Genomic DNA, 19,759 nt, shown 5'->3' with positions numbered 1-19,759 from the left:
ACGGAGCTTTTAACGTCAAACGTGCTGAGGCGTCAGGTGCTGCCGTCGCTCGAGCATTCAGGGAACAATTCGTTTGTGGGACAGGTTGCGCACGCTGCAAGCCCCTTTGAGGCCCGAACGCCAAAGTTGGACTATGAGACGGCGTCGGAGAAGACGTTAAAGTAATTCTTTCAAGTCCGGCCAGCACCGAAGCTTGATCAGATTCCGTTAGTTCACCAACAGCTTCGACTTGGTCGGCCCGTCCTGCAGAACCATTCTGCATCAGATAACCAATCGCCAGGGCGCATGCCACAGTGCCACCCATGGTCACGTAGTTTCTTACAACAAACAATTCACCATCCCCAATAACCGGAGCGACTCTGACTCTCTTTAACAATCACGGCTTATATGTGGCCGCGCGGCGGAGTCATTGTGTCCGGAATTGGGCCGGTTTAAGTCAGGCGACCATGGCAGTGCTTAAACTTTTTTCCAGATCCGCAGGGGCATTTGTCGTTACGCGACGGATTGCCCCAAGTTGATGGATCGTCTTCAACAAATCCCGGCAAAGCATCACCCGAAGCTTCGGCCTCTGCTACTGCTTCGGCTCGATTTGTCGCCTGATCCACCGCCTGTTGTGCCTGAGCCTGTTGCGCTGCCATCTGCGCTAGCATTTCCTTCTGTTCTTCTTCGGTCAGAGGGCGAACACGCGACAATTGCTGTGTGACGGTTTCGCGCAGGCCGTCAAGCATGCCCTCGAAAAGCTGGAAGCTCTCATTCTTGTACTCATTCAGCGGATCACGCTGGGCGTAGCCGCGGAACGCAACAACCGAACGCAGGTGCTCCAACGTCAGCAGATGCTCTCGCCATTTGGTGTCAATTGTCTGCAACAGAACCTGCTTTTCGATGTTTCGCATGTTTTCCGGACCAAAGGCGACTGCCTTCTGAGCCATCATTTCGTCGGCTGCCTTGACCAAACGCTCGCGTATTTCTTCGTCGTCCACGCCTTCTTCGGCTGCCCAGTCCTGAACCGGAGCATCGATGGTCAGCTTTTCTTTAACGGCTTCGTACAGACCGTCTACATCCCATTGGTCAGCATATGTTTTTGGCGGCATAAATTCGTCGATCAGGTCTTCGATCACCTGCTCGCGCATGTCCGAAACAATATCTGACAGGTCGTCCGAGGACATAATCTCGCGCCTTTGGCTAAATATTACCTTGCGCTGATCGTTCATGACATCGTCGAACTTGAGGACGTTTTTGCGCATGTCGAAGTTTCGCCCTTCGACCTTGGACTGAGCGCGTTCCAGTGACTTGTTTACCCACGGGTGGATAATCGCCTCACCTTCTTTCATTCCCAACGTGGTCAACACCTTGTCCAGTCTTTCCGAGCCAAAGATGCGCATCAGATCGTCTTCGAGGCTCAGGTAGAAAACAGTGCGACCCGGATCGCCCTGCCGGCCGGACCGGCCACGCAGCTGGTTGTCGATGCGGCGACTTTCATGACGCTCTGAGGCCATGACGTACAGACCCCCGGCCTCCAGTACTTTTTCTTTTTCTTCAGCATGCCGCGCTTCTTCGGCAGCGCGCAGCTCGGCCGGATCAGCTTCGGGATTTTCAGCCAAGGCCTGCAAAACCTTCAACTCGACATTTCCGCCTAGTTGAATATCTGTACCTCGACCGGCCATATTCGTGGCGATGGTAACCGCACCCAAACGGCCAGCGTCTGCCACGATTTGCGCTTCTTTCTCGTGTTGACGAGCATTCAGGACGTTGTGCTCGATACCTTCTTTGGTCAACAGCTGGCTGAGCAGTTCTGACTTTTCGATGGATGTCGTACCCAATAGAACCGGTTGGCCTTTGTCGGCGGCCTTTTTGGTTTGCTGGATCATAGCGTCGTATTTTTCCGCAGCGGTGCGATAGACTTGGTCGTCGCGATCCTCGCGTGCGATTGGCTTATTCGTGGGTACTTCAACGACGCCAAGACCGTAAATCTCGGCAAACTCTTCAGCTTCGGTCAAAGCGGTCCCGGTCATGCCGCTTAGTTTTTCATAAAGGCGGAAGTAATTTTGGAACGTCACGCTTGCAAGGGTCACGTTTTCAGGTTGAATTTGAACACCTTCCTTGGCTTCGATGGCTTGGTGCAAACCTTCCGACAGACGTCGCCCTGGCATCATGCGCCCAGTGAACTCATCAATCAAAACGACATTACCATCCCGAACGATGTAGTCCTTATCTCGCACGAACAGTTTGTGCGCACGCAGTCCCTGATTGACATGGTGCACTACAGTCGTGCTTTCTGGATCGTAGAGCGAGTGACCTTCGGGAAGCAGACCTGCAGCAATCAGCTGTTGCTCGAGAAATTCGTTGCCTTCGTCCGTGAACGTCACGTTTCTGGTCTTTTCGTCCAGTGTAAAGTGTTCTTCGTTCAGGGTCGGGATCACGGCATCGATTGCAGTGTACAAGTCCGAGCGATCCTGTGAGGGGCCTGAGATAATAAGAGGTGTTCGCGCCTCGTCGATCAGGATCGAATCAACTTCGTCCACGATCGCGAAGTTGTGGTGCTTTTGGTAAACTTGGTTCAGGTCCGCCTTCATATTGTCGCGAAGGTAGTCAAATCCCAGTTCGTTGTTGGTGGCATAGGTGACGTCGCAATTATAAGCAGCCATCTTCTCGTCGTCGGGTTGGCCGGACCAAATTACACCAGTTGTCATGCCCACGGCATTGAATACGTTGCCCATCCACTCGGCATCTCGTTTGGCCAAGTATTCGTTTACCGTAACAACGTGAACACCTTTACCCGTCAACGCGTTCAGATAAGCAGGGAAAGTAGCGACCAAAGTCTTGCCTTCACCTGTTTTCATCTCGGATATGTTGCCTTGGTGCAGAAAGGCGCCGCCCATCAACTGCACATCAAATGCACGCAGGCCCAAAGCTCGCTTCGCACCCTCCCGCACATTTGCGAACGCCTCTGGCATCAGGTCATCCAGGCTTTCGCCGCCCAGCGCGCGCTTACGCAATTCTTCGGTTTTTTCCTTCAGGCCTTCATCCGACAGTTTTTCAAACTCTGGCTCCATCGCGTTGATCTTTTCGATCAGGGGGCGGGTCGCCTTGATCTTGCGGTCGTTCGGTGTTCCGAACACCTTTTTGGCGAGCGTTCCGAGTCCCAGCATGTTCACTCCAGCGGATCAAATCTTGTCTTGGTTGCGACAGGCTTGCCCACCTTGCGCGCAACCCATAGATACGGGGGGTGAAAGGCGGCCCTGTCCAAGGCTTCAAAGCGATGTAAGCGGCAGGTTCCAGAGTGTCAACGCCGCGCCCTGTCGTGGCAAGAAAATAGGATGATTCCATGCCCAAAGGCCTCACTTTTTTGCCATCGTTGGCATTTGCTGCCGTGATGGCGCTGCCGCTTGTCGCTGAAACCAAGCCAGATGCGAAAACAGTTGTGGCCCGCGTCAATGGTGACGAGATCACATTGGGTCACGTCATTGCAACGACTGCAAACCTGCCGCAGCAGTACCAGCAGTTGGAGGATGAGGTTTTATACGACTTTATTCTCGAGCAGTTGGTTCAGCAGCAACTTCTAAGCCAGCAGCAAGAGAACCTGACCCAAAGAAATGCCCTGACGTTGGAAAACGAGTCGCGATCACTGCTTGCTGTGCAAACCGTGAATGCCATCACCGAAACAGAAGTCACCGAAGAGGCAATTCAGGCCGCTTATGATGCGCGGTTCGCAGATTTTGAAGGCGACGACGAGTTTGACGCAAGCCATATCCTTGTAGAAACCGAAGATGAGGCCAAGGCAATAAAGGCTCAGCTCGAAGATGGAGCAGACTTTGCGGAAATGGCAAAAGAGAAGTCCACGGGCCCCTCTGGTCCGAATGGCGGTGCACTTGGTTGGTTCGGCAAAGGACAGATGGTTCCTGAGTTTGAATCTGCGGTCGTCGAACTGGAAAAGGGTCAAGTTTCGGAACCGGTGCAAACCCAATTTGGCTGGCACCTTGTGATTCTGAATGACCGGCGCAAATCAAAGGCACCGGAATTCGACGCTATTCGTGAAGAATTGGCTCAAACCATTCGGCAGGACGCTATCCAGGCTCGGTTGGACGAATTGACCGAACAGTCCAAAATTGAACGCCCTGAAATTGAGGGCGCCGGTCCGGAAATTATCCGTCAGTTGGACCTAATTCAGGAGTAGACCAAACGTGGCCGCGATCACCAAAGTTTCCCCGCTGGCTCCAGCGGGCTTTCCAGAATTGCCATCGATCGATGGCGTGCGATTTGCCACGGTTGAGGCTGGAGTACGCTACCGGGGTCGCACAGACGTCATGTTGGCAGTTTTGGACCCCGGCACTTCGATTGCCGGAGTTTTTACGCGTTCAGCAACCCGTGCAGCACCAGTTCTCGACTGTCAGGAAAAAATTGGCGGCGCCAACGATAAGCCGGCAGCAATTCTTGTGAACTCAGGCAACGCAAACGCGTTTACGGGTCAATACGGTCAGACTTCGGTGACGGAGTTGACACAGGCCGTCGCCAAAGCCACCGGCGTGCCAATTGAAAGGGTATTCACATCGTCGACAGGCGTCATTGGCGAGCCATTACCCCACGATAGAATTGTCTCACAGCTTGAAGCGCTTAAATCTCGGCTCAGTCGCCACGCGATTGAAGATGCCGCCCGGGCAATTATGACCACCGACACATTTCCCAAGGGGGCCAGTACAAAGGTCGAAATCGGTGGAAAAACAGTCTCTATTGCAGGGATAGCCAAGGGGTCGGGAATGATCGCGCCAGATATGGCGACGATGCTGGTATACATATTCACGGATGCGGTGGTGAAACAATCAGAGTTGCAAAGCCTGTTGAGCACTCAAACAGATCGAACTTTTAACTGTATAACCGTCGATAGTGACACGTCGACATCTGACACGTTACTGCTGTGTGCAACCGGCGCTTCCGGCGTGGACGTAACCGGGAGCGCGGAATTTGCCCAAGCGCTGGAAACCGTAATGCTGGACTTGGCTCAGCAAGTCGTCCGCGACGGAGAAGGTGCAACGAAGTTCGTGGAGGTCCGCGTTACAGGAGCCGTTTCGGACGGCGATGCCAAGGTCCACGGATCGGCAATTGCCAACTCACCGCTTGTGAAAACTGCAATAGCAGGCGAAGACCCGAATTGGGGCCGTGTTGTAATGGCGATCGGAAAATCAGGAGCGGCAGCAGACCGCGACAAGTTGAGTATTTCCTTTGGTGATATTCTGGTGGCTGAAAACGGCTGGGTCAGCCCGGGTTACCGTGAGGAAGACGCCGCAGATTATATGAAAGGTCAGGACCTGGTTATTGCCGTCGATCTTGGGCTAGGCGATGGAGCATCCACTGTTTGGACCTGTGACCTGACCCACGGCTACATCGAGATAAACGCGGATTATCGCTCGTGAAGACCATATTAGTCTCTGCAGTTGCCCTGATTGATATCGAAGGAAGGGTGTTGTTGGCGCAGCGCCCCGAAGGTAAATCCATGGCTGGCTTGTGGGAATTTCCCGGAGGCAAGATCGAACATGGCGAAACGCCGGAATCCGCGCTGATCCGCGAATTGCACGAGGAACTTGGCATCGATACTTGGGCCTCGTGCCTGGCGCCGCTCACTTTTGCCAGCCACAGTTATGATGACTTCCATCTGCTGATGCCACTCTTTGCCTGCCGCAAATGGGAAGGTATACCGCAGTCCAAGGAAGGTCAGGCACTGAAATGGGTCCGTGCGCAAGATTTACGCAATTATCCGATGCCTGCAGCAGACGTGCCATTGATTCCGATTTTGCGGGATTGGTTGTAAATTCGGGGCAACTTAGAGTCGGCTTCAGTTCGGCGCATAACAACACAACGGGCACCCTGTTACAATTCGTAAGAATTGAGAAAACATCAGGAAAAAGTTGACGCTGATCGTTCTTGTGTTCCTAATCGGGACGCAGGTGGCCGGGGTATGGTCCGGACCCGCCATTTCCGACCCTGGGAGGGGTTGGACAGGGAGGAAAAAAGATTGGCTCAGACGCTGTCGGGCGCCGAAGGGATGTATTCTCTTCCGGCGCTGCTTCATCGCAATGCGACTCAATTTGGCGATGCCCCGGCCTATCGGGAAAAAGAGTTTGGAATCTGGCAATGCTGGTCCTGGGCTGAAACAGCCAAAGAGGTTCGGTCGATTGCATTGGGTTTTCTTGAAATTGGCGTCGAAAAAGGGGACCACATTGCCGTGATCGGACGCAACCGTCCGGCACATTATTGGTCTATGGTAGCGGCGCAAATGGTGGGCGCCGTGCCAGTGCCGCTTTATCAGGAATCCGTCGCTGAAGAGATGGCTTATGTGATGGAGCACTGCGGCGCAAAGTACGTAGTATGTGGCGATCAGGAGCAGGTCGACAAAGTTATCGAGATCCAGCAAAACCTGCATCAGGTCAAACATATCCTCTACACCGACAAGCGGGGGATGCGGAAATACGACCACAGCCAGATGAATGCTTTGTCCGACATCATGGCCGAGGGAAGCGCCGGGCACGCGAGATTTGATGCCGAACTGGACAAACGTATCTCTGAAATCACTTACGACGACACTTGTGTAATGCTTTATACGTCGGGCACCACGGGCAAGCCCAAGGGCGTAGTATTGTCGAACCGGAACGTTATCGAAAGCGCTAAGAATTCGTCGGACTTTGATCACCTGAACCAGAAAGAGGATATACTTTCCTATTTACCAATGGCTTGGGTCGGGGATTTCATTTTTTCGATCGGACAGGCCTATTGGTGCGGGTTCTGCGTAAATTGCCCCGAAAGTGCCGATACGATGATGACCGATCTGCGTGAGATCGGGCCGACATATTTCTTTGCTCCGCCGCGTGTATTCGAAACTCAGCTAACAAACGTCATGATTAGGATGGAGGATGCGAGCAATCTGAAGCAGCGGATGTTCCGTTATTTTATGGCGCACGCGAAGAAAGTGGGTGGCCGTCTGCTTGACGGTGGTCAAGTAGGACTTGCCGATCGCATGAAATATGCATTGGGCAATTTGCTGGTATACGGACCGCTGAAAGACACCTTGGGATACGGTCGATTCAGGGTCGGCTATACGGCAGGCGAAGCGATCGGGCCTGAAATTTTCGACTTTTATCGCTCACTGGGAATAAATCTAAAACAGCTATACGGCCAGACCGAAGCAACTGTATTTATTACTATTCAGCCGGACGGCGAGGTCCGAGCTGACACTGTGGGTGTGCCAGCGCCGGACGTCGAACTGAAAATCGACGATACAGGTGAGATTCACTATCGCTCGCCCGGGGTGTTTGTCGAATATTTCAAGAACCCCGAGTCTACTGCATCAACAAAGGATGCTGAAGGATGGGTTGCCACAGGCGATGCCGGATTTATCGAAGAAGAATCCGGCCATCTGCGTATTATCGACCGCGCTAAAGATGTCGGCAAAATGGCTGACGGATCGATGTTTGCCCCCAAGTATGTTGAAAACAAACTAAAGTTTTATCCTGACATCCTTGAGGTCGTTCTGTTCGGCAATGGAAAAGACCGTTGCGTAGCTTTTGTCAATATTGACCTGACGGCCGTGAGCAATTGGGCGGAACGGAACAACGTAGCTTATGCCTCCTATCAGGAATTAACCGGCCACCCCCGAGTATTAGAGACCATACGCAGCCATGTTAAAGAAGTGAACAAGTCAGTTGCAGCAGACGAGATGCTATCGGGCTGTCAGGTGCACCGCTTTGTGGTTCTGCACAAAGAACTGGATGCCGATGATGGCGAAATGACCAGAACCCGAAAAGTGCGCCGCCGCTTTGTCGAAGAAAAGTTTCAGGACATCATAGATGCGCTCTATGACGGTTCAAAAACCGTATCTACGACCACTGAAGTCACATACGAAGACGGTCGCAAGGGTTCGATCAGTGCAACCTTAGAAATTGTCGATGCGCCAGTTGTAAAGTCTACTGAACACAGGGTGGCCGCAGAATGATTGCCCACAGTGCGCCGCCTCATTCGGTTTCCCGTTTTTGCGTAAGTCAAGGAGCCACGGATGCTGGATAACTCCGAAGGATATATCACCGAAGATGGCCGAAAGATCGGTGGCGTGGTGATGGAGATGAAAAACATCACCCTGCGTTTTGGTGGAGTGGTGGCGATCAAGGATATTTCGTTTGATATCCGCGAAGGCGAAATCCGCGCCATCATTGGCCCCAACGGAGCCGGCAAGTCTTCGATGTTGAACGTGATCTCGGGGTTTTACTTACCGCAAGAAGGTGAGGTTTGGTTTCATGGCGCAAAGCGCCCCCAGATGCGCCCTTACGAGGTTGCGCGGCAAGGCATCGCTCGAACGTTCCAGAACATTGCATTGTTCGAAGGAATGAGCGTGTTGGATAATGTGATGACGGGACGCCTTAACTACATGAAAACAAATATCTTCCAGCAGGCATTGTGGAAGGGAAAGGCCGAGGCAGAAGAAGTCGAAAATCGTGAAGCGGTCGAAAAAATTATCGACTTTCTCGAAATTCAGCACATTCGCAAAACGCCAGTTTCGCGGCTGCCTTATGGCTTGAAAAAGCGTGTGGAACTGGCCCGTGCTTTGGCGGCCGAGCCAAAGCTGTTGTTATTGGACGAGCCGATGGCTGGAATGAATGTTGAAGAGAAAGAGGACATGAGCCGTTTTGTCCTCGATGTGAATGATGAATTCGGCACCACCATTGCTTTGATCGAACATGACATGGGCGTTGTGATGGACCTGAGCGACCGTGTGGTCGTGATGGATTACGGGCGCAAAATTGGTGACGGCACACCTGATGAGGTGCGCAACAACCAAGAAGTTATCGACGCCTATTTGGGAGTCAGCCATGACTAATTTCCGGTCTGACATTTGGGGGGGTAATAATGCCTGAGCAACTGGTATTTGCGATGGAGGTCATCCTCAACGGTTTGATGGCCGGTGTACTGTATGCGCTGGTCGCGCTAGGCTTTGTTCTGATCTACAAAGCGTCAGGAATTTTCAATTATGCGCAAGGTGTTATGGCCTTGTTTGCAGCTATGACACTGGTGGGCATAATGAACGGTCAGGTGCCGTTTGCACATCTGATCAACGCCGTTTTTGGAACACATATTCATAAGTTTGGCTGGAATATACCGGCGTTCGTGGCCATCCTTTTGACTATGGCCGTCATGGTCTTTCTGGCATGGGCGGTGCAAAGGTTCGTAATGCGGCATCTGGTCGGCCAGGAACCTATTATCCTGTTTATGGCCACGATAGGATTGGCCTACTTCCTGGAGGGTGTTGCGGATCTGATGTGGGGGTCCGAGATCAAGACACTGGATGTTGGTTTGCCGCAAGGCATCAACCTGTGGATTGACGAGGCAACGTTCAACATATTCGGGTACGGCTTCTTCATCGATAATCTGGATATTGTGGCCACGGTCATCGCAGCTTTGTTGGTGGCAGCTCTGGTTGCATTCAGCCAGTATACCAAACAGGGCCGGGCGATGCGTGCGGTTGCGGACGATCACCAAGCTGCGTTGTCAGTCGGAATTTCGCTGAATTTCATATGGGTGATGGTGTGGTCAGTCGCCGGTTTTGTCGCGCTGGTCGCGGGCATAATGTGGGGAACCAAGTCCGGAGTGCAGTTTTCATTATCGCTGATCGCTCTTAAGGCATTGCCAGTCCTCATGCTGGGTGGGTTCACATCGATCCCGGGCGCGATTGTGGGCGGGTTGATCATTGGGGTCGGCGAGAAGCTGTTCGAGTTTACCATAGGTCCCATGGTTGGCGGTGCCACGGAGAATTGGTTTGCCTACGTCTTGGCCCTGATCTTTCTTGTGTTCCGGCCACAAGGTCTGTTCGGCGAGAAAATCATCGAGAGGGTGTAGCGATGCAAAAGCTGATCGCCATCGTCAATGTCATTGCTTGGGCTGGCTTCTGGGCATTTGGTTATATCGCTGTCACCTCTGACAGTCTTAGTCAAAGCCAGATGGTTGTCGCCGCCTTGCTCGCATTTGCCGGGCTGGTCACAGGAGTTCTGGCTTACATGAAACTAGTGCGCGCCTCAGAATCGAGCGGATATGCAAAAAGGTCCAATCAATTGGACGCCGCCACTCGAAACCGGGCACAAGAAGAATGGGGAAAGTAAGACATGTTCTATCGTGAAGCAGGGGACTTCAAAGTCTCCTACGTTGATGACAGCCAGACTTTCCCAATCAAGTTTGACAGATATCGGTATTACTTTGTTTTAGCGGTGGCGTTCGGCATTATTCCATTTGTCATCAATGATTATTGGGCAAACGCCCTTCTGCTGCCATTCCTGATCTATGCGATCGCCGCAATTGGGTTGAATATTCTGGTTGGATATTGCGGGCAAGTCAGCCTTGGTACAGGCGGATTTATGGCGGTCGGTGCATACGCCTGTTACAAACTGATGACTGCCTTTCCCGATGTCAGCATGTTCATTCACGTTTTGCTAGCGGGCGGCATCACAGCTCTTGTCGGCGTGTTATTCGGGTTGCCTTCGCTGCGAATAAAAGGTTTTTACTTGGCCGTTGCCACGCTTGCAGCCCAGTTTTTTCTGGTCTGGCTTTTTAACCGAGTGCCGTGGTTCTACAACTACTCTGCATCAGGCCAGATCAACGCACCTGAACGCGATGTATTCGGCATTATCATCACGGGGCCAAACGCTCCGGCGTGGGCGACGTATCTGTTCTGCCTGATCTTCCTGACTGTTTGCGCCATTATTGCTCGCAACCTTACACGCGGCACAACCGGGCGCACGTGGATGGCAATCCGCGATATGGATATCGCCGCCGAGATAATCGGAGTTAACCCTCTAAAAGCGAAACTTACCGCGTTTGCAGTCAGCTCGTTCTTTGTAGGAGTATCCGGTGCACTGTTTTTTGCGGTATATCTCGGCGCTGTCGAAGTTGGCGAAGTGTTCGGCATTCAGAAATCATTTCTGGTGTTGTTCATGGTCATTATCGGCGGGTTAGGCTCGATTTTCGGATCCTTTGCGGGCGCTGCATTCCTAGTGCTGTTACCGGTGGTTCTAAAAGTTGTCGGAGCCGATTGGTTGGGTTGGCCGACAGATATCGTTGCCCACCTGCAATTGGTGATCGTAGGTGCGTTGATCATCATTTTCCTGATCCTTGAGCCACACGGCTTGGCGCAGCTTTGGCGCGTCGCGAAAGAGAAACTCAGACTATGGCCGTTCCCGCACTGAGCGGGGCTGGCCCAAAGAAAAGACGGGCATTAAGCCCGGACCAACATCGGATCAAAAAAGGGAGGAAACACCCGATGAAAAAGAAACTGGCAACCATTGCGCTGGGCGCACTGATGGCCGCGGGCCCGGCTATGGCCGATCTTGTGTTCCCATCGCTTAGCTATAGGACCGGACCGTACGCAGCGGGCGGCATTCCATTTGCCGATGGCTATGCTGACTATTTCACGCTGTTGAACGAACGTGACGGCGGAATTGGCGGTATTCCAGCCAAGGTGATTGAATGTGAAACAGGCTACAACACCGAGAAAGGTGTTGAATGCTATGAATCGACCAAGGGCGAAGGCGCGCTTGTGTACCAGCCGTTGTCGACCGGGATTACTTATCAGCTGATCCCGAAAACAATGGCAGACGGAATTCCGATGCACACGATGGGGTACGGCAGAACGTCGGCAAAGAACGGCGACGTGTTCAGCCATACGTTTAACTATCCGGCTAACTATTGGGATGGTGCCTCGGGCGCGATAAATTACCTGCTGGATGAAAACGGCGGCGACCTGAATGGCAAGAAGATTGCTTTGGTCTATCACAACTCGGCATACGGAAAAGAACCAATCCGTACCCTCGAGGAGCTATCGAAAAAGCATGGCTTTGAATTGGTAGCATTGCCGGTCGACCACCCAGGTCAGGAACAGAAGTCGCAGTGGCTTCAGATTCGTCGGGATCGTCCCGATTATGTCCTGATGTGGGGTTGGGGCGTCATGAACCAGGTTGCCGTACAGGAAGCCGCCAACATCCGGTTCCCAATGGAGAACTTCATTGGCATCTGGTGGTCAGGCTCTGAGAACGACGTACTGCCTGCAGGTGAGGCAGCAAATGGCTACAAGGCGCTTACATTCCACAACGTTGGTGCGGACTATCCGCTTTATGACGACTTGAAAAAGTACGTCGTTGATGCGGGCAAAGCGGCTGGCGCTGGCGATCAAGTCGGAACCGTTCTCTATAACCGTGGTCTCTATGCGGCGATGTTGGCAGCCGAAGCCGCCAAAAAGGCGCAAGAGATTTCTGGTAATGCAGACATCACCCCTGCCGACATGCGCGATGGCATGGAGGCATTGGAAATGACCGAAGCGAAGATGGCGGAACTTGGCATGCCGAATTTTGGCCCGACCTTTGCGGTGTCATGTGACAACCATGGTGGTGACGCCCTGGTGGGTGTGACCCAATGGGATGCGGCCAACAAAACATGGTCTCTGATTTCCGAATTCAAGGCAACGGACGGCGATGTAATTGGCCCGCTGATTGATGCGGACTCTGGCGCCTATGCCTCGGAAAACAACATCGCATCGCGCTGCAACTAAAGTGAAAAGCGAACCGGGACGGCAGATTGCTGCCGTCCTGAACACCCACGTCCACTAGTGGACAGGCATGAGGACACGCTGATGCTGGATGCGGCACAAAGCAATGACGTTCAGACGGAAACCCTGCTTGAGGTCAACAACATCGAGGTGATCTACAATCACGTTATCCTTGTGCTGAAGGGCGTGAGCCTGACTGTGCCGAAAGGTGGGATCACCGCTTTGTTGGGTGGCAACGGTGCTGGCAAGACAACAACCCTAAAAGCGGTTTCGAATTTGCTGCATTCAGAGCGAGGCGAAGTTACAAAGGGCACAATCGAGTATCGCGGCCAGAGCATTCACGAAAGCGACCCGGCTGATCTGGTTGAGAAAGGCGTTATTCAGGTTATGGAGGGTCGCCACTGCTTCGAGCACCTGACCGTCGAAGAAAATCTGCTAACCGGGGCCTACACGCGGAAGGATGGCAATACGGCTATTCAGCAAGACCTTGAATTAGTTTACAAATATTTCCCCAGGTTGCAGGAGCGCCGCCGTTCTCAGGCTGGTTATACGTCAGGTGGCGAGCAACAGATGCTCGCGATGGGACGCGCGCTGATGTCCCGTCCGGAAACGATTTTGTTGGACGAGCCTTCTATGGGACTGGCGCCGCAGTTGGTCGAAGAGATTTTCGGTATTGTGAAGGATTTGAACGAACAAGAAGGCGTTTCATTCCTACTGGCCGAGCAAAATACCAATGTCGCCCTGCGGTTTGCGCACTATGGGTACATTCTGGAGTCTGGCCGCGTCGTGATGGATGGTCCTGCGGCTGAACTGCGTGAGAACCCGGACGTAAAAGAATTCTATCTCGGCATGTCCGAAGAAGGCCGCAAAAGTTTTCGTGACGTGCGCTCATACCGCCGCCGCAAGAGGTGGTTGTAAGCGGATGGAGGAGTAGGTGATGACGAAGTTTTACGATGCCCTCGAAACCCGCTCGGCAGATCAGCGTGCTGCCGAACAAACGCGAGCATTGCGTGCTCAGATTGAAAAGGCCAAAACTGCGTCAGGGTATGCTGCGTATCTGGCAGATGTGGAACCGGAATCCATTTCTTCGATGGATTATTTGGTGAATATTCCCGTTCTTAGAAAGTCTGACTTAGTACGCGCTCAGGCGGATCATCCACCATTTGGCGGATTCACGTTAAAGCCGGCGGCACGATTCCATCACATCTTTCAGTCGCCGGGTCCGATCTATGAACCCGGAAGTACGGATCACGATTGGTGGCGGATGGGGCGGTTTGTCCATGCTGCCGGAGTCGGGCCCGAAGATATTGTTCAAAATTGCTTTGGTTATCACTTGACCCCCGCAGGAATGATTTTTGAAAACGGCGCCCGTGCGGTAGGGGCGGCAGTGCTTCCGGCCGGAACAGGGCAGACCGAATTGCAGGTCACTGCGGCACGTGATGTGGGATGCACAGCTTATGCCGGCACTCCGGATTATCTTAAAGTAATCTTGGACAAGGCCGAAGAAATGGGCGTTTTGCTAAATTTCAAGAAAGCCGTTGTTGGAGGCGGGGCTCTGTTCCCTTCTTTGCGGCAGGAATATGCGGATCGCGGGATCGCCTGTCTTCAATGTTATGCAACTGCGGATCTTGGCAACATCGCGTATGAAAGTCCCGCGATGGAGGGGATGATCATTGATGAACATGTGATCGTCGAGATCGTGACCCCGGGAACGGGAACTCCGGTGGAGCATGGGGATGTGGGCGAAGTGGTCGTCACCTCGTTGAACCCTGATTATCCACTCATACGTTTTGCGACAGGAGATTTGTCTGCAGTACTGCCAGGCGTGTCACCGTGTGGGCGAACCAACATGCGTATTAAGGGTTGGATGGGCCGCGCAGACCAAACCACAAAGATTAAGGGTATGTTTGTGCGCCCCGAACAGGTGGCCGCATTGGTCGATAAACATTCGGAAATCGTCAAGGCGCGCGTCATCGCGGCTCGTCACGGAGAGATGGATACTTTGACCGTGCAGATCGAAAGCCCCGGTGGCGACGACTCGGCCTACGCAAAAACCGTTGTTGAGGTACTAAAACTAAAGGGAGCCATAGAAGTTGTCGCGCCAGGCTCGCTGCCTAAGGATGGGTTGGTAATCGAAGATCAGCGGGTCTACGAATAACTGGGTGAACAACAAAAGCGTCAAAGAAACTTTGACGCGCCTACTGGTGTTTCCGAGCGTTTTAGTCGATTAAAGACAAATCGTTGGGATTGTCGATCAAAAGCCTGGTAAATGGCCAAAATCGAATTTGCAGAACACGGAACCCGCAATCGCGGAGCGCTGGGCACACGATTTGTCGGGTGCATTGCTTACACCGTGGCGGCAGCCTGTCTTTTACCAATGTTGGCTGTTGTCGTGGCGGCGGTCACTGGCGGCACGGATACAATCGCACATTTGCTGTCAACAGTTCTGCCGGAATACGTCCTGACCACTGCGATTTTGGTTTTATTGGTGTCGGCAGGCACGTTTTCCGTTGGGGTTGGTGCTGCCTGGTTGGTGACCATGACGCGTTTTCCGGGGGTTAGATTTTTGGAAATAGCGCTGGTCCTTCCGCTTGCATTTCCAGCTTACGTATTAGCCTACGCCTACACGTTTATTCTGGATCATCCCGGCATTGTACAGTCCACCTTGCGGCAAGTAATGGACTGGGGTCCCCGGGATTACTGGTTTCCTGAAATTCGATCCATTGAAGGTGCAGCAGTAATGCTGATCCTTGTGTTGTATCCTTATGTCTACCTTTTGGCTCGAGCGGCTTTTCTTCAACAAAGCGCTACCGCATTTTTAGCCGCGAGAGCACTGGGAAACAGCGCATGGGCGGCTTTTTGGCGTGTATCATTGCCCATGGCGCGTCCAGCTATAGCAGGCGGTGTGCTTTTGGCGGTGATGGAGACAATCGCAGATTTCGGCACTGTTGCGTATTTTGGCGTTCAGACCTTTGCGACGGGTATTTACACAAGCTGGTTCTCGATGGCTGATCGTGCAGCGGCGGCTCAACTGGCGTCTTGCCTCCTGGTTTTTGCCTTGGTAATGGCAGTGGCCGAACGGACTCAACGTGGCAAGGCAAAATACTATCAAACCGGCAAGCGTCACGCGGGAATGGGTGCGGCACAGCTGAATGGCTGGCAATCAGTCGCCGCGTTCACGTTGTGCAGCATACCAGTGTTGTTGGGGTTTTTGTTGCCCGTTTTCATTCTGGTGCAAATGGGTATGGATTCCGAGCAGGATTTGTTTTCCCGGCGCTATCTGGGTTTTATCCGTAACTCGCTGTTGTTGGCGGGAACAGCGGCGCTGGTCACGGTTTGCGCCGCAATCGGCGTTGGTTTCTTTCAACGCCTTAGACCGGGGCGCGGGTCGAATATGGCGGCTTATATGGCCAGATTGGGCTACGCAGTGCCCGGAGGCGTTATCGCCGTAGGGCTGATGGTGCCTTTCGCCATGTTCGACAATACTTTGGACGCTTGGATGCGCCAAAATTTCGGAATATCGACAGGATTGTTGGTCACAGGATCAATTTGGCTGTTGATAGCGGCATACATGGTTCGATTTCTCGCTGCGGCCCTCAGCGCGTATGAAGGCGGGTTAAGCACTGTTCACAGCAACATGGATGCGGCGGCTCGGTCATTGGGGCAAACGCCTCTGGGCACATTGCGCCGGGTTCATCTGCCAATTCTGACACCATCGCTGCTGACTGCGTTATTGATTGTTTTCGTTGATGTAATGAAAGAACTGCCAGCGACACTGATCATGCGACCGTTCAACTTTGACACACTTGCGGTTCAGGCCTATCGGCTGGCTTCGGACGAACGGTTGGAGGGCGCAGCGGTTCCGTCACTGGTCATATTGGCAGTAGGGTTGTTACCAGTAATTCTGATCTGTCGTCAGGTTGGCCGACGGTAACAGGTGGAAATGAAAATGCGCAATCTAAGAGCGGTAGGCTTGATTCTATTTGGATTTCCGGCGAGGCTTGGGTCATGAACATGCAGCCTCCCAGCCGGTTTCCCTCACGTCCGGCGCAGATGCCGGTTTCCTTTGACCGGCGTGAGATGTCTCAGATTCTGTCCGTATATGGCCGGATGGTCGCCGCCGGGGAATGGCGCGACTATGGAATATCCAACCTGCGCGATGTGGCGATATTCTCCATATTCCGAAGAACAGCAGAACACCCGATCTACCGTGTGGAAAAGCACCCGGGATTGCGTTTGCGTCAAGGGATGTATTCCGTGGTCGGAATGGATGGTCGTATCCTGAAACGAGGGCAAGATCTGCGAACAGTTCTTAGGGTTCTGGAGCGAAAATTAATCCGGGCTGTAGACCCTGATTAAAGCCTAATGTGCGACGTAATGGCTCCGTCTCCCTGTTTCTCGATACGATAGATCGCTTTGTCCATCGGCTCATATGCCACAGCCATGTGGTAGGCGTTTGCGTGTAGCAGCAAATTCTCGCCCGCGACCCAGGCAACGTGACCTTTCCAGAACAACAAGTCGCCGCGTTCGGCCAGTGTGCCCCTAGGCAAGGTTTTGCCCAGCTGACGTTCTTGATCGCTGCTATCGCCGGGGCAAGCTGTTCCGCAAGCCAGTAGCCCGGCTTGTACCAGACCTGAGCAATCCAGACCGAACCGGCTGTTGCCGCCCCAAAGATAAGGTGTGCCAAGAAACTGCTCAGACACTGCGACAGGATCGGTCAAACGGGAAAAAGTTGGAATGGCATGCACCTGGGGTACATACCCCAACTCGGTTTCCAGAAAGCCATGTTGTTCAGACAATGCTCTTATCCTGCTGCCATGACTCAACGACAGAATATCGGCGCTTTTCATGTCTGGTTGGGTATACACATGAGTTGCCGGAGCAAGTATCCAATGTGTCTCGGGGCTAAGTTCTCCCAGTTGACCAGAGGCAACCCACCCGCGGTAGCCATCCTTGTCCGAGATCACCAAACTCCACTCGTCAGCGACATCGGACACTGTGACGGTGTCGCCAAATAACAGTTGCCGGTCCCGCTGACCCTTGGGCTCCCGAAGAAGATCAACTACAGGGTTTACTACGCGTCGTTGGCTCATAAACCCAAAACCTCCGGCAGCGCGGCGAGTATTGCGCGAGGCCCCTGCCCCAATCCACCTTTGCTGCGACCCGGTTCCTTCGTGCGTTGCCAGGAATAGATGTCAAAATGAAGGTAACGGCATTCGTCGACAAATCGACGAAGGAACAAAGCTGCGGTTATCGAACCTGCAAAACCGCCCGATGGTGCATTATCCAAATCCGCGATCCCAGGTTCGATCATGGCCTCATATGGAGTGTGAAGCGGAAGCCTCCAGACTGGATCAGCGGTGGCTTGTCCTTTCTGCTGCACTATTTCCGCAACTTTATCGTCGTTGGAATAGAAAGGGGCGATATCTGGTCCGACGGCAACGCGAGCGGCCCCGGTCAAAGTGGCCATCGAGATAACAAGGTCAGGGTGTTCCTCAGCAGCAAAAGCAAGAGAGTCGGCCAGCACCAGCCGACCTTCGGCGTCAGTATTGTTAATCTCAACTGTCAAACCGTTTCTTGCCGTCAGAATATCCCCGGGTCTGAAGGCGTTGCCGGCCACAGCATTCTCAACCGCAGGAATCAGAACGCGTAGTTGTAGGGGCAGTTCCAAAGCCATGATCATGCGCGCCAAGCCCAACACGTTTGCGGCCCCACCCATATCTTTTTTCATTAACCCCATGGCAGAAGCTGGTTTTAAGTCCAGTCCACCGGTATCAAAACAGACGCCTTTGCCAACCAAAGTCAGTTTGGGCCCTTTGTGTCCCCAGTTCACCTCAATCAATCGCGGAGCTTGTTCTGCGGCACGGCCAACGGCGTGAATCATTGGAAAGTTGTCCCTTAACAGGGCTTCTCCGAGGACCACTTTGCACGAGGAGTCAAATTCTTGCGCCAATGCCTCGGCCGCAGACTGCAGCTGTTCGGGGCCCATGTCGGATGCAGGTGTGTTGACCAGATCGCGGGTCAAAGCCTCGGAATTGGCCAATGTTTCAATCCGAGTAACATCCACGCCTTCGGGTGCAGTCAGCCTTGCTTTGCTTGACGATTGGTCAGCGTACTTGTCAAAGCTGTAGGCTGTCATCAGCCAGCCCAAACATTCGTTTTCCAGAATGGCATCCGGCAGCTCTGATGAGATTCGGTACGAGCCTTTTGGCAAAGCTTCAGCTGCGGCAGCCAACGGAAATCGTTTACGTGCACGTTTTTCTGCGCTACCGAATCCTGCAACGGCTTTGGCCGGTGAACCGTCCGGCTCCGGCAACAAAATGACTTGCCCTAAAGCACCGGTGAATCCGTTTGCCGTGACCCATGCGGCAACCTGAGTTGGCTGTTCCTGCAACCATGCTTCAAGATCAGGTTGTGCCACGACTTCAAGAGCAATGGTGGACTCGTCGGGTGCTGCAAAGGACAAAGGCATAGGCTTCTCGGGGCTGTTGTGTTCGCGCCAAGATTATCCGCCAAAGTCCTGCCTGCAACCCCCGGTCAGACTGTCAGGTCCTTTTGGTCCCAAACGGCAGTCAAGGAGCGTTCACCTACCCTAATCAATCGTCTCAGTGTCGCTCCCGTAGCGACGGCGTCACCAGCATCTATTGTGTGGGACACGTCTTCTGCCACGCGGGCAAGTGCTGTCATCCCAACCTGATCCGAAATACCGACAAGCGACCGAACGCATTTGCGCAGATTGGCCCAATTCCGCTGACGCCAGTGTTGTTCGCAATTGGAAATGCGTAAGGCCAGTTCCTCGATCGTGCGACTCAGCACGTCTGTAGCATTCGCATCACCCAATTGCCGGTACAGAACGTTCAAGCGGTCCGGATCCAGGCGCACGGATTCCTTTTGTTCTAGTGTGATAATATTGTTCACCACATTCACCCCAATTGTTGCGCCCCCACGGCGCCGGTCAAAAATTGCGTCCAATCCTTGCTAAATCGTTGCACTGCAGGAAGATTATGTTTCGAATTTTTTGAGAATTTGTACGAGCTGCTTTCTTTACCTGGGAGAGTTCAAAGGTGGATTGCGCACAGCCTTTGCTGGAAACGCTTGAATTTCTACCAGGGTCGCCAAGGTCATTTCTGCCCATTTGTGTCGGGTTAGAGCCTTTTTTCTTCTTCATGCAATAGTTGGAAATCTTGT

The 19,759-nt window shown here is 53.1% G+C and carries 17 protein-coding genes and 1 pseudogene; 13 read left to right on the top strand and 5 right to left on the bottom strand.

Going from position 1 to position 19,759, the window contains the following annotated elements; all coding sequences use genetic code 11:
• Nucleotides 1–331: pseudogene (locus tag AC2FNV_RS06260) on the bottom strand (hypothetical protein); the annotation flags it as partial.
• 100 nt (nt 332–431) lie between these two features.
• Complete coding sequence (secA, locus tag AC2FNV_RS06255; protein WP_170606429.1) at nt 432–3,149, bottom strand: preprotein translocase subunit SecA; 2,718 nt, start codon at nt 3,147–3,149, stop codon at nt 432–434.
• A gap of 176 nt (nt 3,150–3,325) precedes the next feature.
• On the opposite strand from secA, the gene AC2FNV_RS06250 reads away from it, so the two are divergent.
• The 13 genes from AC2FNV_RS06250 (at nt 3,326) to AC2FNV_RS06190 (ending at nt 16,930) form a co-directional block, all read left to right on the top strand.
• Nucleotides 3,326–4,174, top strand: coding sequence for a peptidylprolyl isomerase (locus AC2FNV_RS06250; protein ID WP_170606427.1), 849 nt, complete (start codon nt 3,326–3,328; stop codon nt 4,172–4,174).
• Between the two features lie 7 nt (nt 4,175–4,181).
• The gene (gene argJ, locus AC2FNV_RS06245; protein WP_170606425.1) at nt 4,182–5,408 is read left to right on the top strand and encodes a bifunctional glutamate N-acetyltransferase/amino-acid acetyltransferase ArgJ; all 1,227 of its coding nucleotides are present in this window, start codon (nt 4,182–4,184) and stop codon (nt 5,406–5,408) included.
• The gene (mutT, locus tag AC2FNV_RS06240; protein WP_170480869.1) at nt 5,405–5,803 is read left to right on the top strand and encodes an 8-oxo-dGTP diphosphatase MutT; all 399 of its coding nucleotides are present in this window, start codon (nt 5,405–5,407) and stop codon (nt 5,801–5,803) included. Before argJ ends, mutT begins: the two co-directional genes overlap by 4 nt.
• Before the next feature lie 234 nt (nt 5,804–6,037).
• Nucleotides 6,038–7,981: an AMP-binding protein gene (locus AC2FNV_RS06235; RefSeq protein ID WP_170606622.1), complete on the top strand. Its 1,944-nt coding sequence runs from the start codon at nt 6,038–6,040 to the stop codon at nt 7,979–7,981.
• 60 nt (nt 7,982–8,041) lie between these two features.
• Nucleotides 8,042–8,860: an ABC transporter ATP-binding protein gene (locus tag AC2FNV_RS06230; RefSeq protein ID WP_170606423.1), complete on the top strand. Its 819-nt coding sequence runs from the start codon at nt 8,042–8,044 to the stop codon at nt 8,858–8,860.
• Nucleotides 8,861–8,889: 29 nt separating this feature from the next.
• Nucleotides 8,890–9,876, top strand: coding sequence for a branched-chain amino acid ABC transporter permease (locus tag AC2FNV_RS06225; RefSeq protein ID WP_170480863.1), 987 nt, complete (start codon nt 8,890–8,892; stop codon nt 9,874–9,876).
• A 2-nt stretch (nt 9,877–9,878) separates the two neighbouring features.
• A complete protein-coding gene (locus AC2FNV_RS06220) occupies nt 9,879–10,136 on the top strand; it encodes a hypothetical protein (protein ID WP_170606421.1) in 258 nt (85 codons plus the stop codon).
• Between the two features lie 3 nt (nt 10,137–10,139).
• The gene (locus AC2FNV_RS06215; protein WP_170480859.1) at nt 10,140–11,216 is read left to right on the top strand and encodes a branched-chain amino acid ABC transporter permease; all 1,077 of its coding nucleotides are present in this window, start codon (nt 10,140–10,142) and stop codon (nt 11,214–11,216) included.
• 74 nt (nt 11,217–11,290) lie between these two features.
• Nucleotides 11,291–12,574, top strand: a complete 1,284-nt coding sequence (locus tag AC2FNV_RS06210; RefSeq protein ID WP_170606419.1) for an ABC transporter substrate-binding protein — start codon at nt 11,291–11,293, stop codon at nt 12,572–12,574.
• 81 nt (nt 12,575–12,655) lie between these two features.
• Nucleotides 12,656–13,489 (top strand): ABC transporter ATP-binding protein, encoded by an 834-nt coding sequence (locus tag AC2FNV_RS06205; protein ID WP_170606620.1) that lies wholly within the window; start codon nt 12,656–12,658, stop codon nt 13,487–13,489.
• Between the two features lie 19 nt (nt 13,490–13,508).
• The gene (locus AC2FNV_RS06200; RefSeq protein WP_170606417.1) at nt 13,509–14,729 is read left to right on the top strand and encodes a phenylacetate--CoA ligase family protein; all 1,221 of its coding nucleotides are present in this window, start codon (nt 13,509–13,511) and stop codon (nt 14,727–14,729) included.
• A gap of 111 nt (nt 14,730–14,840) precedes the next feature.
• A complete protein-coding gene (locus tag AC2FNV_RS06195; protein WP_170606415.1) occupies nt 14,841–16,505 on the top strand; it encodes an ABC transporter permease in 1,665 nt (554 codons plus the stop codon).
• 74 nt (nt 16,506–16,579) lie between these two features.
• Entirely contained in the window at nt 16,580–16,930 is a 351-nt protein-coding gene (locus AC2FNV_RS06190; protein WP_170480851.1) for a DUF2794 domain-containing protein, read from the top strand.
• Here AC2FNV_RS06190 and AC2FNV_RS06185 read toward each other — a convergent pair.
• From AC2FNV_RS06185 to AC2FNV_RS06175, 3 genes are all read right to left on the bottom strand, one after another.
• Complete coding sequence (locus tag AC2FNV_RS06185; RefSeq protein ID WP_170606413.1) at nt 16,927–17,664, bottom strand: NlpC/P60 family protein; 738 nt, start codon at nt 17,662–17,664, stop codon at nt 16,927–16,929. The genes AC2FNV_RS06190 and AC2FNV_RS06185 overlap by 4 nt on opposite strands.
• Entirely contained in the window at nt 17,661–19,043 is a 1,383-nt protein-coding gene (locus tag AC2FNV_RS06180) for a leucyl aminopeptidase family protein (RefSeq protein ID WP_170480847.1), read from the bottom strand. The genes AC2FNV_RS06185 and AC2FNV_RS06180 overlap by 4 nt, the downstream gene beginning before the upstream one ends.
• A 65-nt stretch (nt 19,044–19,108) precedes the next feature.
• Nucleotides 19,109–19,498, bottom strand: coding sequence for a hypothetical protein (locus AC2FNV_RS06175; RefSeq protein WP_170481270.1), 390 nt, complete (start codon nt 19,496–19,498; stop codon nt 19,109–19,111).
• Nucleotides 19,499–19,759 lie beyond the last annotated feature (261 nt).

This window comes from Ruegeria sp. BHSA163, from assembly GCF_059613365.1.
This window is presented reverse-complemented; position numbering and strand designations above follow the sequence as displayed.